The sequence below is a fragment of the Synechococcus sp. PCC 7502 genome, assembly GCF_000317085.1.
Taxonomy (GTDB): Bacteria; Cyanobacteriota; Cyanobacteriia; order Pseudanabaenales; family Pseudanabaenaceae; genus PCC-7502.
This window is the reverse complement of the sequence record NC_019702.1, coordinates 681,947-697,430: the sequence shown is the minus strand read 5'-3', so window position 1 is coordinate 697,430 and position 15,484 is coordinate 681,947. Positions and strand designations below refer to the sequence as shown.

General features: G+C 42.1%; 13 protein-coding genes. 7 read left to right on the top strand and 6 right to left on the bottom strand.

Annotated features, from left to right (window positions below):
* Nucleotides 1–11 precede the first annotated feature (11 nt).
* On the top strand, nucleotides 12–380 hold the full coding sequence (locus tag SYN7502_RS20865; RefSeq protein WP_246828961.1) for a transposase: 369 nt from the start codon (nucleotides 12–14) through the stop codon (nucleotides 378–380).
* A 90-nt stretch (nucleotides 381–470) separates the two neighbouring features.
* The gene (locus SYN7502_RS20050; protein ID WP_015167487.1) at nucleotides 471–713 is read left to right on the top strand and encodes a hypothetical protein; all 243 of its coding nucleotides are present in this window, start codon (nucleotides 471–473) and stop codon (nucleotides 711–713) included.
* A gap of 45 nt (nucleotides 714–758) precedes the next feature.
* Here SYN7502_RS20050 and SYN7502_RS03365 read toward each other — a convergent pair whose 3' ends face one another.
* The 3 genes from SYN7502_RS03365 to SYN7502_RS03355 form a co-directional block, all read right to left on the bottom strand.
* Entirely contained in the window at nucleotides 759–1,094 is a 336-nt protein-coding gene (locus tag SYN7502_RS03365) for a DUF5615 family PIN-like protein (protein WP_256377885.1), read from the bottom strand.
* Between the two features lie 11 nt (nucleotides 1,095–1,105).
* Complete coding sequence (locus SYN7502_RS03360) at nucleotides 1,106–1,342, bottom strand: DUF433 domain-containing protein (protein WP_015167485.1); 237 nt, start codon at nucleotides 1,340–1,342, stop codon at nucleotides 1,106–1,108.
* Between the two features lie 476 nt (nucleotides 1,343–1,818).
* On the bottom strand, nucleotides 1,819–2,277 hold the full coding sequence (locus tag SYN7502_RS03355; RefSeq protein ID WP_015167484.1) for a MarR family winged helix-turn-helix transcriptional regulator: 459 nt from the start codon (nucleotides 2,275–2,277) through the stop codon (nucleotides 1,819–1,821).
* 182 nt (nucleotides 2,278–2,459) lie between these two features.
* Between SYN7502_RS03355 and SYN7502_RS03350 the strand changes: the two genes are divergently transcribed.
* Together SYN7502_RS03350 and SYN7502_RS03345 are read left to right on the top strand one after the other, a co-directional pair.
* Nucleotides 2,460–3,824 carry an efflux RND transporter periplasmic adaptor subunit gene (locus SYN7502_RS03350; protein ID WP_015167483.1) on the top strand — a complete coding sequence of 455 codons (1,365 nt, stop codon included), beginning with the start codon at nucleotides 2,460–2,462 and terminating at the stop codon, nucleotides 3,822–3,824.
* 24 nt (nucleotides 3,825–3,848) lie between these two features.
* The gene (locus SYN7502_RS03345; RefSeq protein ID WP_015167482.1) at nucleotides 3,849–6,986 is read left to right on the top strand and encodes an efflux RND transporter permease subunit; all 3,138 of its coding nucleotides are present in this window, start codon (nucleotides 3,849–3,851) and stop codon (nucleotides 6,984–6,986) included.
* Nucleotides 6,987–7,040: 54 nt separating this feature from the next.
* Here the strand turns inward: SYN7502_RS03345 and SYN7502_RS03340 are convergent, their stop codons facing one another.
* From SYN7502_RS03340 to argC, 3 genes are all read right to left on the bottom strand, one after another.
* Nucleotides 7,041–8,189, bottom strand: coding sequence for a DUF4336 domain-containing protein (locus SYN7502_RS03340; protein ID WP_015167481.1), 1,149 nt, complete (start codon nucleotides 8,187–8,189; stop codon nucleotides 7,041–7,043).
* Between the two features lie 30 nt (nucleotides 8,190–8,219).
* Nucleotides 8,220–9,182 carry a glycosyltransferase family 9 protein gene (locus SYN7502_RS03335; protein WP_015167480.1) on the bottom strand — a complete coding sequence of 321 codons (963 nt, stop codon included), beginning with the start codon at nucleotides 9,180–9,182 and terminating at the stop codon, nucleotides 8,220–8,222.
* A 100-nt stretch (nucleotides 9,183–9,282) separates the two neighbouring features.
* The gene (gene argC, locus SYN7502_RS03330; RefSeq protein WP_015167479.1) at nucleotides 9,283–10,338 is read right to left on the bottom strand and encodes an N-acetyl-gamma-glutamyl-phosphate reductase; all 1,056 of its coding nucleotides are present in this window, start codon (nucleotides 10,336–10,338) and stop codon (nucleotides 9,283–9,285) included.
* 273 nt (nucleotides 10,339–10,611) lie between these two features.
* Here argC and SYN7502_RS03325 point away from each other — a divergent pair, with 273 nt between their 5' ends.
* The 3 genes from SYN7502_RS03325 to SYN7502_RS03315 all read left to right on the top strand — a co-directional run bounded on the left by SYN7502_RS03325 (nucleotide 10,612) and on the right by SYN7502_RS03315 (nucleotide 15,462).
* A complete protein-coding gene (locus SYN7502_RS03325) occupies nucleotides 10,612–11,253 on the top strand; it encodes a MotA/TolQ/ExbB proton channel family protein (RefSeq protein ID WP_015167478.1) in 642 nt (213 codons plus the stop codon).
* A gap of 201 nt (nucleotides 11,254–11,454) precedes the next feature.
* Entirely contained in the window at nucleotides 11,455–14,346 is a 2,892-nt protein-coding gene (gene ppc, locus SYN7502_RS03320; protein ID WP_015167477.1) for a phosphoenolpyruvate carboxylase, read from the top strand.
* 87 nt (nucleotides 14,347–14,433) lie between these two features.
* Nucleotides 14,434–15,462, top strand: coding sequence for an adenylate/guanylate cyclase domain-containing protein (locus SYN7502_RS03315; protein ID WP_015167476.1), 1,029 nt, complete (start codon nucleotides 14,434–14,436; stop codon nucleotides 15,460–15,462).
* Nucleotides 15,463–15,484 lie beyond the last annotated feature (22 nt).

Genomic DNA, 15,484 nt, shown 5'->3' with positions numbered 1-15,484 from the left:
GACTGATTGAGATGTTAACGATTAACATTGATTACTTCAAATCGAAACCAGATGACATTACGCTAACTACGATATTGCTGGATAGTGGTTATCATATCGAGAAACTGATCCAAGAACTAGAGAAGATATATCCTGAGATTATGACTAAGATTAGGTTTGAAATTTCTCCTAAGGTATCAAAGCAACAGAAGGCAGAAAAAGGTCTGTCTGGGTTTGTAGTTGTGCCGACAAGGTGGGTAATTGAAAGGTCAAATGCTTGGGTTGAAAGATGCAAAATCTTAGTTAAGAACTTTGAGAGAACTCTCGTTAATGCTACAGCTAAACTCAATCTTTGCTTTATTCGTTTGATGCTAAAAAGAATTGCTACTCATGAGATATGAAACAGGCTCTATATTCTTGAAGGAAAAACTCCGTTAAAAGATGAGTATGAAGTTATACTCTTTTGTCGAACTAATTTTCCATATAGCGATATGGGATTTCAGCCGCAGAAATGTACTATTGATGGAGTAGATTTTTACAACTTCTATATACCGCCGAGGTTTTATGCTTTGATAAAGATGGATCGAAAATCTTTGCCAAAACAATATGAACAATTTTCTCTCAAAGAAACAAAACTAAAGCAGTTTTGTATGATTCTTTATGATTATGGTGACAGTAAAGAAGAACAGATTGCCGTTGAAAATTTATTGAATGATTCAGAGGGGAAGTATTAGATAAATTTGACGGACGGCGATCGCTGTTTAAGATTTAGAACAAATTTATATAAACTCACACGAGTCATTGATTGATATGACAACTCCTGCGGGTAAAGATGTAATCACTTCACTTATTCGTTTCATCAACGGAAGTAAATAATCAGGTCTAGTACTAGGAGCATCCAAAACCACAATCCTCAAACTCTTTCCCACTAAATTTTGCTGATAACGCAAGTTCTTATCCGCAGTAATAAAAGCCTCAAAAGGATGATTCTCAGCTAAGCGAAGAATTTCACTATCCTTAAATCCACGCCATCCCATATCATCAATATTGTAAACTTCATGACCTTTAGATAGAAAAGGCTGCTTGAGTTTTCTACTCAAAAGATTTTCATCCAATAATATAATCGTCAAGCAGAACGTTCCTGAGCAATTAATAATTTAGCGGCACTTTCCAAAACTCTCATGACTTGTGATTTCAGATAAGGAAAATCATCAATAAACTCAGCTAAGCCTCCATCGCCTTCAAGATAGTCAAAAAAAGTTTGCAGAGGAACTCTCGTTCCCTTAAAAACTGGAACTCCACTCATTATATCGGGATCGCGATGAATAATCCCTTTCATTTCCAATAAGTTATTTAGTGTCATTACATTGCACGATATAACTCACCTCATTATAAAACAAAAGCATAGACAAGCGATCAGAGTTTGTTGGTGGTAAGGGACAATCGATGTTTGGATATTGGAGGAATAGGCGATCGGGTTTATTGGTGGTGAGATGCGATCGCCCAAGTTAATGAATCCATTTCTATCCTTATACCCAAAGTTTCTAAATCGGGACAGGAATATAGGCTGGAACTCCGCGATCGGCTCTATGAATTGGAACTAATTGATAATCAGTCGATACGGTATGTTGGGGGGCAATGCCCTGATGGATTTGTGCTAAAGCCTGATCAAGTGATATTTATGATTAACCAGATGATTAACCAAATGCTCCCTACTAATAGCTCGATTCAGCTTAAGCACATTCACCGAACCCGATTATTTTAGTCTAGTTATGACATACATTTGCTCTTTGGTTCCTATGTTCCTTGACTGGGAACGGCATAGAATCTCCCTAGACCCTAAGAAATCATAAATAAGTTGCCAAGTTTAGCTAAGCCTGTTTCCACCGCTTGCAGTTCTTGCGGAGGCAGTTGACTCAAAATATCAGCAATTTTGTTGCGGGTAAATTGACGAGACTCCTGTAAAAGAGTTAAGCCTTCAGCAGTTAAGGTTAGTACTACCTGTCGTCGTTGCTGAGGATGCTCCAAACGAGTGATCAGATCACGTTGGACTAGTCTTTCTGCCATAGCTGAGGCGGTGGCTTTGGTTACACCCAAATGTTCAGCTAGATCGGAAAGCGAACTACCGGGGCTAAGATGCAAAAAAGCTAAGGCTCGAAACTGCGGCACCGAAAGCGAAGAGGATTTATGGCTACGCATTTCAGCACGGAGAAACTTCATCACCACAGGTAAAACTTCCATGACCTTATTAGCACATTGCTCGGAGGCTAGGGGTTCGGAAAGCTGCTCTGGGTTCATAAACTACAAATTTTAACTGCAAGTTTTCAAGGGTTTATTTCAAGTTTTAAAGTTATACCTAGACTTACGATTTGATCACAGGTATAGTATTGTATAGCTAACTGTTAGCTTATCTAACTAATTAAATTTATTTGTTAAATTTATTGCGGTCATAATATCGTAAATTCCATAGGGCAATCTGCATGAGCTATTCACATTTATCTCTATTTGTGTCTGGAGTAGTTGTATTAAGTTTGCCTTGGGTAATTTCTGCCTGTGGTACTTCAAATTCCCAAACCGAGGCTCGACCGCCTGTGCCTGTAGAAATAGCTATGGCTATGACGAAAACCATCCCTGTGGAAATTCGCAGTAATGGAGTCGTAGAGGCATATTCAACCGTAGCTGTAAAGTCTCAGGTGGGGGGACAATTAATAGCAGTTAATTTTAAGGAAGGTCAAGCTGTTAAAAAGGGGGATTTGCTATTCAAAATCGATCCTCTTCCCCTAGAAGCATCTTTGCAGCAGGCGATCGCTAATCAGGCAAAAAATCGAGCGCAGCTTAATCAGGCTCTAGCAAATCAAGTTAAGGCGATCGCTCTCATTGATCAAGCAAGGGCTACTAAGGCTAAGGACTTGGCACTAGCTAAAAATGCCGATGTTCAAACCCAAAGATATACCAGTCTGTTGGAGCAGGGAGTCACCAGTAAACAGCAGCTAGAGGAGTTTCAAACCAATTCAGCCGTATTCAAAGCCACCCTAAATGCTGATCAAAATGCCATCGAAAATGCGATCGCAGCAGCAGAGGGAACAAAGGCGGATATTGAAGCGGCAAAGGCAGAGATAGCGGCTGGAGAAGCGGCGATTGAGAGTGCCAAAGTGCAGTTATCCTACACCACAATTTTTTCACCTGTAGATGGTAAAACCAGTAGCCTGAATGTGGATCAAGGTAATCTTGTCAAAGCTGATGATACTAGTCCTTTGGTTGTCATTAGTCAGGTCAAGCCAATTTATGTCAGGTTTACAATTCCAGAGCGATCGCTCTTCGATGTGAGAAAGTACTCAGCCCAGCACAAACTTACGGTAATCGCTAATATTGGAGGAAATACTGGCACTAAGAAATCTGCTGAAAAGCTTAATCAGAACCCTAAAGGGGAATTAACTTTTATCGATAGTATTGTTGATACCACCACTGGCACGGTTTTACTCAAGGCAACTTTTCCCAATACTAAAGCTCAACTATCTCCCGGACAAAGACTGGATGTACGGTTGCTTCTCACTCAGGCACAAAATGCGATCGTCGTACCTTCCACAGCGATTCAAACTGGGCAGAAAGGACAATTTGTATATGTAGTTAAACCCGATAATTCCGTAGATATGCGATCGGTAAAAGTTGGAACTACGGTGGGCAATGAAAGTGTAATTATAGAAGGCTTAAAGGCTAAGGAAGCAGTAGTCATAGATGGGCAATTTAATCTCACGCCTAAATCCATAGTTACCGTGAAGATTGCTGAGAAAAATCAATCTCCCGATCAATCTAAAGACATTCCCAAACAAACATCTCAAAACTAATATCCAAGTTACAGGAGCAAGACTGTGAATATCTCCCAGCCATTCATTCGCCGCCCCGTTATGACGACGCTAATTATGTTAGCAATCCTGATTTTTGGCATCGTCGGCTATACATCTTTACCTGTTAGTGATTTACCTAGTGTCGATTTTCCTACTATTCAAGTATCAGCCAATTTGCCCGGTGCTAGTCCAGAAACCATGGCAGCATCGGTCGCAACTCCTCTGGAGCAGCAATTCTCGGCGATCGCAGGCTTAGATTCCATGTCTTCTACTAGTAATGTGGGCAGTACTCAGATTACTTTACAATTTGCTCTTAATCGTCCCATTGATGGAGCCGCCCAAGATGTCCAGTCGGCGATCGCCAAAGCTGCTAAACAACTTCCTACTACATTAACCACTCCACCTTCCTATCGCAAAGTTAATCCCGCCGATCAACCAATTCTTTATATTGCTCTAAAGTCGGACATTCTGCCTCTATCGGAAGTGGATAAATATGCGAATACGATGCTGGCACAAAGGCTATCGATGGTGGATGGAGTGGCGCAGGTACAGGTGTTCGGCTCCCAAAAATATGCAGTTCGCATTGAACTCGATCCCCAAGCTTTGCAAACTAAAGGTATTAGCATTGATGAAGTCGCTAAAGCGATCGCCCAAGGAAATTCCAATCAGCCCGTGGGTACTCTCTATGGACAAGAGCAGAGCCTAACCGTAGAATCTAATGCTGAACTGAATAATGCCGCCGCCTATCGTCCTCTAGTAGTTGCATACCGTAATGGCGCACCTGTTCATTTAGAAGAGATTGGCAAAATTTCCGATAGTGTGGAAAACGATAAACTAGCTAGCTGGTATAACGGCACTAGGGCAATTATTTTGGCGATTCAACGTCAACCTGGTACTAATACAGTCCAAATTGTTGAGTCAATTAAAGCCATTCTTCCCAACTTTCAGACACAGATTCCCGCTGCCATTGACATGGAGATTCTGTATGATCGCTCCCAAACGGTGAAAGCTTCAGTGGAGGATGTGCAGTTTAGCTTACTCCTTTCCATTGCCCTCGTAGTAATGGTGATTTTTATCTTTCTCAAAAATCTCTCTGCTACGATCATTCCCAGTCTAGCGTTACCGTTATCCATTATGGCTACCTTTGCGGTGATGTCTCGCCTCAATTTTTCCCTAGATAATCTATCCCTAATGGCGCTTACCCTGTCCGTAGGATTCGTAATTGATGATGCCGTGGTGGTATTAGAGAATATTGTGCGCCATTTAGAAATGGGAGAACGTCCGTTTCAAGCGGCTTTGAATGGTTCCAAAGAGATTGGCTTCACGGTTTTATCCATGACTCTTTCCCTTGTGGCTGTGTTTATTCCCATTTTATTTATGGGTGGAATTTTAGGGCGGTTATTTCAAGAGTTTGCCGTGACTATGGCGATCGCTATCTTAGTTTCTGGCTTTGTATCTCTTAGTTTAACGCCAATGCTATCCAGTCGATTTTTGCGATCGCATGGACATAAGACCCATGAAAGCGAACATAATCATCATAATCAAGATAGTGAACCAGAACATCAGGGCATATTTATCCGTTTTTATAGCTGGAGTTTGCGTAAATCTCTCCAACATCATCGGGTAACTATGGTGCTATCGGGATTGATTTTTTTAGTCACCGTTTATCTATTTATTGCCATTCCTAAAGGCTTTATTCCCAATGACGATCTAGGACAACTCACGGCAACTACTGAAGCTGTCCAAGGGATTTCCTTTACAGAGATGGCAAAACATCAAGAGCAGTTAGTTGAGATTATTAGAAAAAATCCTAATATTGATGCTGTCAACTCTACCATTGGGGCAGGGGGACCTAATGCTTCTGCTAATAATGGGAGGTTATTCATGCGCCTGAAACCCCGCCATGATCGCCAAAAGAATGCGGATGCGATCGTGCAAGAGCTTAGACCTCAACTGCAAGGCATTCCCGGAATTAGGGTATTTTTACAGAATCCGCCCCAAATTCGGATTGGTGGTCAACAGACCAAGGCTTTATATCAGTTCTCCATGTCTAGTACTGATCTGAATGAGTTATACCAATATGCTCCGCAACTGGAGAAAAAGCTGAAGCAAATCCCAGAATTACAGGATGTCAATAGCGACCTGCAAATCAAAAATCCTCAAGTTAAGGTCAATATTGATCGCGATCGCGCCTCAGCACTAGGATTAACCGCGGAACAAATTGAATCAACGCTTTCCTATGCCTATGCCACCCGTCAAGTTTCGACAATCTATGCCCCTGAAAATCAATATCAGGTAATCATGGGACTTGCTCCTGAATATCAAGAAGATATTAATGCTCTCGATCTGCTATTTGTGCGTTCTAGCAATGGACAACAAATTCCCTTAAGTACGGTCGCCACTTTAACAAAAACCGTAGGACCTTTATCGGTTAACCATGTGGGACAACTAGCTGCCGTCACCATTTCTTTTAACTTAAAGCCGGGGATTTCTCTGAGTGATGCTACTGCCATTATTACAAATCAGGCAAAAGAGATTTTACCTGCAACCATTAGCACCGCCTTCCAAGGTACTGCCCAGGCATTTCAGTCTTCTTTGCAAGGCTTAGGATTTCTGCTCTTGGCAGCAATTTTTATCATCTACATTGTCTTGGGGATTCTCTATGAAGACTTTATCCATCCCCTCACTATCCTTTCCAGTTTGCCATCAGCAGGATTTGGTGCTTTATTGACATTGATGGTGTTCCAAATGGATTTAAATATCTATGCCTTTGTCGGTGTAATTCTACTGGTGGGAATTGTGAAAAAGAATGGGATTATGATGATTGATTTTGCAATCGCTAGCCAAAAAGAAAATCGCCAGCCCCCCCGTGCAGCCATCTATGAAGCATGCCTAGTTCGCTTTCGTCCAATTATGATGACAACGATCGCCGCCTTAGTCGGTTCTTTACCCATTGCTGTGGGCTTTGGGGCGGGAGCAGATGCCCGTCGTTCTCTAGGATTGGCAGTGGTGGGAGGCTTAGTATTTTCCCAACTGTTGACTTTGTATATTACACCTGTGTTTTATCTCTACATGGAATCACTCCGCCAAAAACTACAAAAGCGCAGAAAACCAAAGCAGAAGTTTATCTTACCTAAAGAGCATCTCAAGCATCTTAATTAAACACTGGATTAAGGACTGGGTGTTGCACATTCTAGACTCATTGGAATTTAGAAACTATTTGGGCAAAATTTTAAGCTTAATTAGATTGTGTTCGATCGCCTTTAATAATTGAAAATCTTGATCGGGTAAAGGATTAGGAACTTGATCATCTAAAAATACAAATGCTTGCTTAAATTCTGCTGGTGTTGCCTTGATCTCTGCTTGGAAGTGACAGGGAACTATGCGGGTAAACTGCCAACGGCTGACTTTTTCTACCCAATACCTCACCTTTTGCGGCGATCGCTTAAGAATTAAAGTCTGTAAAATTGGTGCAACTAATAATTGCCCATGTCTGCATAAATTTTCAAAAGATGCTCTCCAGTGATCCTGCCATTGAAATGGATATAAACCAAAATAGGTCTTGGGCGATCGCTCCTTAGCTCCAAAAGAATTTTGCCATGCTGCACCTAAGCTTAGGGTTTCTAGGGCATGGGGCTTGAAATAAAAGGTAAATAAAACAATACGTTGCCAGCCTTTGATCCGATTTGCGGGGGTATCTTCAGGATTGTGAGCAGCGTCCTCCTTGGCGTGAAATAGTAACGGATAGGGATCGAGTTGGGTAATTGCAGGTGGGCTGTCAGGAATGGATAGCACAATATCAGTAACTAATAAAGTTTGCGATCGCCGATGATAAAAAGCCACCTCTTCAAAGGTTCCTAAACCCAAATTAATTGGCTCTAAAATCGCATAGTCAAATTCTGAGGCAAAGGGGGTCTGAGATGAATCTTGGGGCAGGATATGGGTGCGATCGCGGGGAAAACCTAACCAACTTAAGGGTAAATTAAGGGGATAGCTCCACTGACTGGGCGACACATAAACTTGAGCCTGCTGAAAATGTCGGGCAAAGGGAGCCACATACACCTTATGCTCCAGACCTGATGCTGTGGGCAGAATTATATATTTAACCTCCCCATGGACAGTTGTTAATTCCCTTAATAGCTTTAAACATTCTGCAGTTGGAGCAATCGGGGCATAGACTACTAATCCTCCTGCTTCCAGCTTTACCACAGTCATGCGAATCGGCACTACCACATAGAAAATACCTTGCAGTTGATCGAATGCCCAAATTTGATCCTTAACAATCTCAGTCCGCACCGTGCGCCTAAGATTATAGGGATATAAAGGAAGCGGATACCAAAAATCCCAACGCCAGTCCTGCTCCATGTTCAGAAAATCTAATCCATATTGAGGGAATTAAGGGAACAAGCGCGCAATTATATCTTCGGGGGCGATCGCACTAATCGGCTGACCCGCAGGAGATTTGATCGCAATAATCCGTTTTTCCTGAGGTAGCAGTTTCTCTGGATCGGTCGGTCCAAATAACGCCACCAAGTTAGTACCAACACCCACACCAATGTGCATAGGACCACTATCCGTACATAAAAGGAGATTTGCTGCACCAATTATGCCTGCTAATTTGCCTATATCTGGTGGTGAGGTTACTAAAAGGGGCTTAGAAACCTGCTCTTGTAGTTCCTTAACCAAATCTCCATCCTCTGGACCAGCAATTAAAACCACAGGTAAATTGACTAGTCTAGTTTGCAAAGACTCGATCACCTTCGCCCAACTCGTAGCGGGATAAATTTTATCAATACCCTTTTGCTTAGCTAAAGCACTGGAACCACCATGAATTAAGATATAACCACTCTCTTTAATATTTAAGCGAATCTGCTCAGCTTCTGCCCAATCTAAATCTTTTTTAGGAATACTAACCTTAATACCAGAAAATTCGGGGTTTAAATCTAAGCCTTGGAGCAAGTCGTGATACATCTTAGCGGCATACTGATCACGATTTAAGGGAATAGCCCTCGTCAAAAATATATCTCCCTGTCCCGCATAGGAAATCCGATTGGGGATTCCTGTCAGCCAGAGTAAAAACCCCACTGACCAGCGCTGCCCCAAGGAGAACACGGCATCATACTCTTGATCCCGAATTGTACCAATTAAGTTACCCCAGTCTGCCAGACTATTGATACCCTTAAAATCAAAATTCCAAACTTTATTAACTGACTGTGAAATTCGGTAAGCTCCTTGCGATCGCGGCTCGACAACCACATCAATTAATCCTTGGGGATAGATTTGTTTGAGGCTGTCTAAAGTCGGAAACATCAGTAATTGATCGCCAATTCCGCCCGGGACTAAAGCTAGTACACGCATAATGGTTGGTCTAACGGCTTATGAACTTAAGTAATATTACCATTGACTTTACACTTCCTTCGCCTAACCCATAGCTCTAAAGATAAATGTAAGCATAAATCTATGGATAAAAAGGCAGTTTGGGAATACCCAGAGACTCATCCCATCCCATCATAATATTCAGACATTGCACTGCCTGAGATGCTTGCCCTTTCATTAGATTATCGATCGCCGACACCACAATAATCCGACCCGTGCGGGGATCAACCTCTAAGCCAATGAAACACATATTTGTCCCCACTGCCCATTTCGTTTGAGGATAAACACCACTGGGTAAAACCCTAACCCACTTGGAAGAGCGATAGACAGACTTGTAAATAGTAAGCAAATCATCTTTGGTAAATCCGGGGTCTCGTAATTTGGCATATACCGTAGCTAGAATCCCACGCACCATGGGAATTAAGTGGGGAGTGAATTGTAATAGCACCTCATGCCCTGATACCGCACTGGCAATTTGTTCGATTTCGGGAGTATGGCGATGGGAGGCGATCGCATAAGCTCCTAAAGAGTTACTAGCCTCAGCCAAGAGTAAATTTGTCTTTGCCTGTCTGCCCCCGCCCGATGTTCCCGACTTAGCATCAATAACAATAGTAGTGTGATCGACTAATCCTTGTTTTAACAGTGGCAAAAGTGCCAATAAACTCGCCGTGGGATAGCAACCGGGACAGGCAACTAAATCAGCTTCAGCAATGCGATCGCTATACAGTTCAGGTAACCCATACACAGCTTTATGGGCAACATCTTGATCGGTTCGGGTACCGCCCTGATACCAAGCTTCATACACACTTAAATCTTTAAATCGATAATCTGCCGATAGGTCTAAAACCTTACAGCCATAAGCCAAAAGCTCTGGAGTTAATTTAGAAGCTAAACCATTGGGCAAAGATAAAAATACAACTTTTGCCCTTGCTGCAATTTCCGCAGGTGTACAATCCTCGATCTCCATATTAATACAATGCCCCAGATGGGGATACAAGTCAGCAAAAGTTTGACCAGCACTACCACTACCCCCCAAATATGTGATCTCTACTAAGGGATGCTCTAACAGTAACCTTACTAACTGTACTCCTCCATAGCCTGATGCCCCAATAATTCCTACGGGTAAGCGATCCGTCATCTTATTTCTCCTTGTACTTACTACTTAAACTTATTAATATCTATGTGCTGTGCGCTGAATTTATATGCAGAATATTGTGATTAGGCAAATCTCTTAGTAGCTTGGACAACATCCTACAGGTAATGTTAAAGGTAATAGGGACAAATCAACAAGCCCATAACTCTTAAGCTGTCTCTGAAACTAACTAACCCTTAAACCCTAGCTCTTAAACTTAGTATCCATCCAAGAAAGAGTTAAAATAATAGCGCAAAAACTCTCAGGCTATAGCACTAAATGGGCGATTTATTTAAAGCTGGTGGTCCCGTAATGTTACCTTTGATGGCACTATCGGTAATGGCTATAACTGTGATTGCTGAACGCTCTTGGTTTTGGATCACCACGTTAATCAATGAAAAGCAAACTGCTAGTCAAATTCTAATTACTGCCTATCAAGACTTTGATCGAGCCACTCAAATTGCTAAGTTAGCAGAGCATACACCCATTGGGCGGTTTTTATTGGCACCCTTGGCACTGATTAAACCAGACAGTAAACCCGATCCAGAGTTATTTCGCCTTGCCCTAGAAAATAATGCCGATGACGAACTGGCAAGTATGATGCGTGGGGACAAAATCTTAGAGGGCGTAATTTCCCTAGCTCCGCTTTTGGGGCTGCTAGGTACGGTAATTGGCTTAATTGTCTCATTTAGCAACTTAAAAGTTGGAGATATTGCCAGTAATGCCCGTTCCAGTAGTATTACCCAAGGCATCGGTGAGGCTTTAATTTCCACAGCCACGGGTTTGGTCGTTTCTATTATCACTTTGGCGTTTCATCGTTTATTCTTAGCTCTACATTCTGAGCAAATTCGCCTATTTCGCCGTGCAGGCAATGATCTAGAGCTAATTTATCGGCAACGCTGGCAAAATCAAGATTTATAATTTTCCTTGTGATTTGGCTTCCGATCTTCAAATTGATATTAAAAAACTTTACCGATATTTGTATCGATCTTTAGCCTAGTTGTGGATAATTAGTTCAGGTTATACAAAATTTTTAGAACGCTTACGGCTAGACTTGGGTAGTAAAGAAATTAAAGACTTTTTAAGACTTTCTATATAAAGATCAAATTTGGAGAAATTTTGATGAGTTCCTCAGTCCTAGAGCTTTCACTGGCTCAAGTTATTGATCAAGAAAATGCTTTACGAGTAATTGACTCTCGTTTTCGCTACCGCCTCAAGGTAATGGAAGAGCTTTTAGAATCAGTCTTGCTAGATGAAAGTGGACAGGAACTGGTTGATCTTTTACGCCAATTACGGGCAATGTGTTCACCCGAAGGACAAGCTCCCGCCTATCCCGCCCAAGAAGTATTAAAGGTGGTAGAAAGCCTTGACTTACCCCAAGCAATTACGGCTGCCCGTGCCTTTGCTCTTTATTTTCAGCTTATTAACATTATTGAACAAAACTATGAACAGGAGGAAACTAGCCAGCAGCGTGCAGATCACATTATGGGTGAGTCAAAGTTTCCCGTAGGTACATTTCGTTGGCTTTTTCCTGAATTAAAACGGCAGAATGTCCCCAATCGCTATATTCAAACCTTACTTGATCAACTGGATATTCAACTGGTATTTACTGCCCATCCTACGGAGATTGTGCGCCATACGATCTTAGATAAACAGCGCAGCATTGCTAAAATCTTGAAGCAGTTAGATGGCTTTATACCAGATAGTTCCCTAAGCTGGGAGGCGCAGGCTTTACAAGAGCGACTAGCAGAGGAAATTCGGGTGTGGTGGCGTACTGATGAACTTAATCAGTCTCAGCCTACGGTTTTAGATGAAGCGGATTACGCCTTGCATTACTTCCAAGAGGTTTTATTTGATGCTGTTCCCATTTTGTACGATCGCCTAGAACGGGCATTAAAGCAATCATTTCCTCACATGAAGTTACCTGCTTCTAATTTTTGTAAGTTTGGGTCATGGGTTGGTTCCGATCGCGATGGCAATCCCTTTGTCACCCCTGAAATCACTTGGCAAACTGCCTGCTATCAACGTGGTCTAGTTTTAGGAAAATATATTAGCTCCGTTAATAAACTGATTGGCAGTATGTCTCTATCCCAGCAATTAACCGATGTATCCCAGTCTTTGCTGGACTCATTGAGTCAAGATCAGTTTTATATGCCTGATGTTTATCAGTCCTGTGCTGTCAGATTTCGCTATGAGCCTTATCGATTTAAGTTGTCCTATATTCGCAAACGATTAGAGAATACCTACGATCGCAATCTTAAAGTTAAATCTACGGGCTGGGAAGCTTCGGAGTTTGTGTTAAGGATTCCCGATGACGATCGCAGTATCTACCGTAATGCCAACCAATTTTTAGAAGAGTTATATTTGCTGCAATCAAGTTTGACTGAAACCAAGTTAAATTGCAAAGACTTACAAGCTTTGATCCGTCAAGTCGAAGTCTATGGATTCCACCTCGCTCACTTGGATATTCGACAAGAAAGTACCCGCCATGAGCAGGCGATCGCTGAAGTGGCTGCCCATTTACAGACCTTGGGAGAACCCTATTCAGAGCTACTAGAGGAACATAAAGTCGCATGGCTATCCCATGAACTCCAAACTCGTCGTCCACTTATACCCAGAGATTTAGCGGGATTTTCTGATAAAACCATTGAAGCGATCGCCACGTTACGGATGGTATCAAAACTGCAAAAGGAATTTTCCCCTAGCATCTGCCATACCTACATTATCAGCATGAATCATAGTGTAAGCGATATTTTAGAGGTAATGTTACTAGCAAAAGGGGCGGGATTATATGATGTGGCAAAAGGTTCAGGCACCCTAGCGATCGTGCCTTTATTTGAAACCGTAGAAGACCTTAAAAATGCCCCGCAGGTATTGACGCAATTATTCCAAATCGAGATTTATCGCAATTACCTTGCTAGTCAAGACCATCTGCAAGAAGTGATGCTAGGGTACTCTGACAGTAATAAGGACTCAGGATTTTTAAGTAGCAACTGGGAAATATACAAAGCACAGCAATCACTGCAACTTACTGCCCAAAAATTTGGAGTAGAGTTACGGATTTTTCACGGTCGGGGCGGCTCCGTGGGCAGGGGCGGTGGTCCAACCTACGAGGCAATTTTGGCACAACCGGGGCATCAGCTAAATGGCAGGATTAAAATTACGGAACAGGGAGAAGTCCTTGCTTCTAAGTATTCTTTACCAGAGTTGGCTTTATACAACCTGGAAAGTATTACCACTGGCGTAATTCAAGCGGGACTGCTACCCAACAGTTTCGGCACTTTAACCGCTTGGCTAGAACTGATGGAAGACTTAGCACAGCGATCGCGAAGTGTGTATCGAGAATTAATCTATGAGCAACCTGATTTAGCCACCTTCTTTCATCAAGTCACCCCCCTTGAAGAGATTAGCCAACTGCGAATTAGCTCTCGTCCTGCCCGCCGTGCTGGGAAAAAAGATTTAGCTAGCTTAAGAGCAATACCCTGGGTATTTGGCTGGACTCAAAGTCGGTTTTTATTGCCTTCATGGTATGGAGTGGGTACAGCTTTGGAAGAGTTCTTAAATGAAAACCCTGACCTGCATTTAACTCTGTTGCAATCTTTGTATTCTAAATGGTCATTTTTTAAGACAGTAATTTCTAAGGTGGAGATGACCTTGGCGAAAGCCGATCTGCAAATTGCCCACCACTATGTGCGAGAACTATCGGAACCGAGCTATAGAGAAACCTTTGAGCAGATGTTTACGCAGATTAATCAGGAGTATATGCGGACTTGCAAGGTGGTATTACAAATTACTAACCACGAGCGGTTACTAGATGGCGATCGCGACCTGCAAAGATCGGTTCAACTTCGGAATGGTTCCATTGTGCCGTTAGGATTTATCCAAGCTTCTTTAATCAAACGGCTGCGTCAACATAAATCAGACATGCGATCGCGCTATTCTAAAGGCGAGCTACTACGGGGTGCACTCTTAACTGTGAATGGGATTGCGGCAGGGATGCGAAATACGGGTTAGAAGGAGTTAAAATCTAAAACCCTGTAAATAACGTATATGTCATGTAACTGCTGAGAATTTACTTTTATTAAGCCTTTTACTAAAACTATGCCGCAAATCAATTGTCTGCCAGATAAGCAATTCGTAGAAATTAGTGATTCTGATACAACGGTCTTAGCTGCTTTGCTCGCTGGTGGCATAGATCATACCCATGTGTGTGGTGGTAATGCCTACTGTTCTACCTGTCGAATTATGATTCTTGACGGCATTCAAAATTGCAGTGCGCCAACTAGTGCTGAAAGGGCTTTAGCTAAAAAATTAGACTTCCCAGTGCATATTCGCCTTGCCTGCCAAACTAGGGTCTCAGGTGATGTTGCAATTAGGCGGATGGTCATTGATAACGAAGATATAGATATTGTTGAAGGGCAATTAGCCCATGGAGCGATCGCCAATGATCGACCTGTGGTTATGTTAGTTGCTTCTATCCGTGGTGCCACTAATTTCGATGAGGTCAACTTTCACTACGACATTCTCTACATCATGAGCCGTTACTTTAACACTATGCAGAAAGTTGTGGGCGATTACGGTGGTGTAATTTCCAACTACATGGGCGTAAAAATGTTAGCTATATTCGGCATTAGTGAGATTGATACTCCCGTAGAAAGAGCAGTGTGGGCGGGATTGGATATGCTTAAAGCTCTAGCAGATTTAAATACCTATTTAGAACAACTATCCTATCGTCCTCTACAAATGAGCATTGGCATTCACTACGGCACAACTGTATTAGTACCGGTGGATGTGAATAAGCCAGAAATTCTTATACCCTTAGGCGATGCTGCCAATCTAGTAGGTAGAGTTGAGTCCGCTAATCGAGAAGTAGGCAGCGAATTACTAGTTACAGAAGCAGTATATGAACTGATTAAAGAAAAAGCTGTGATTAATCGCAGTGGAACCATTAATTTTGCTACAGGGGCATCATCAACCAGTGCCAAGAATTTTAATGTTTATGAAATTATAAAAATGCAAGGTGAGCCGCCCAAGAAAGTAAAAAAAGCTGAAGAGACTACCACTCGTACAAATAAGATTTTTGGCTTTATTCAAAAATTCTCTAATTCTTGGAGAAAGCCTAAACCTTAGCTGGCAGTGATAGTTATCAACC

Excerpts from the sequence above, each read along its gene's own strand:
- SYN7502_RS20865 (WP_246828961.1), top strand. The coding sequence starts at position 12 with ATGTTAACGATTAACATTGATTACTTCAAATCGAAACCAGATGACATT.
- SYN7502_RS20050 (WP_015167487.1), top strand. The coding sequence starts at position 471 with ATGGGATTTCAGCCGCAGAAATGTACTATTGATGGAGTAGATTTTTAC.
- SYN7502_RS03360 (WP_015167485.1), bottom strand. The coding sequence starts at position 1,342 with ATGACACTAAATAACTTATTGGAAATGAAAGGGATTATTCATCGCGAT.
- SYN7502_RS03355 (WP_015167484.1), bottom strand. The coding sequence starts at position 2,277 with ATGAACCCAGAGCAGCTTTCCGAACCCCTAGCCTCCGAGCAATGTGCT.
- SYN7502_RS03350 (WP_015167483.1), top strand. The coding sequence starts at position 2,460 with ATGAGCTATTCACATTTATCTCTATTTGTGTCTGGAGTAGTTGTATTA.
- SYN7502_RS03340 (WP_015167481.1), bottom strand. The coding sequence starts at position 8,189 with ATGGAGCAGGACTGGCGTTGGGATTTTTGGTATCCGCTTCCTTTATAT.
- SYN7502_RS03335 (WP_015167480.1), bottom strand. The coding sequence starts at position 9,182 with ATGCGTGTACTAGCTTTAGTCCCGGGCGGAATTGGCGATCAATTACTG.
- argC (WP_015167479.1), bottom strand. The coding sequence starts at position 10,338 with ATGACGGATCGCTTACCCGTAGGAATTATTGGGGCATCAGGCTATGGA.
- SYN7502_RS03325 (WP_015167478.1), top strand. The coding sequence starts at position 10,612 with ATGGGCGATTTATTTAAAGCTGGTGGTCCCGTAATGTTACCTTTGATG.
- ppc (WP_015167477.1), top strand. The coding sequence starts at position 11,455 with ATGAGTTCCTCAGTCCTAGAGCTTTCACTGGCTCAAGTTATTGATCAA.
- SYN7502_RS03315 (WP_015167476.1), top strand. The coding sequence starts at position 14,434 with ATGCCGCAAATCAATTGTCTGCCAGATAAGCAATTCGTAGAAATTAGT.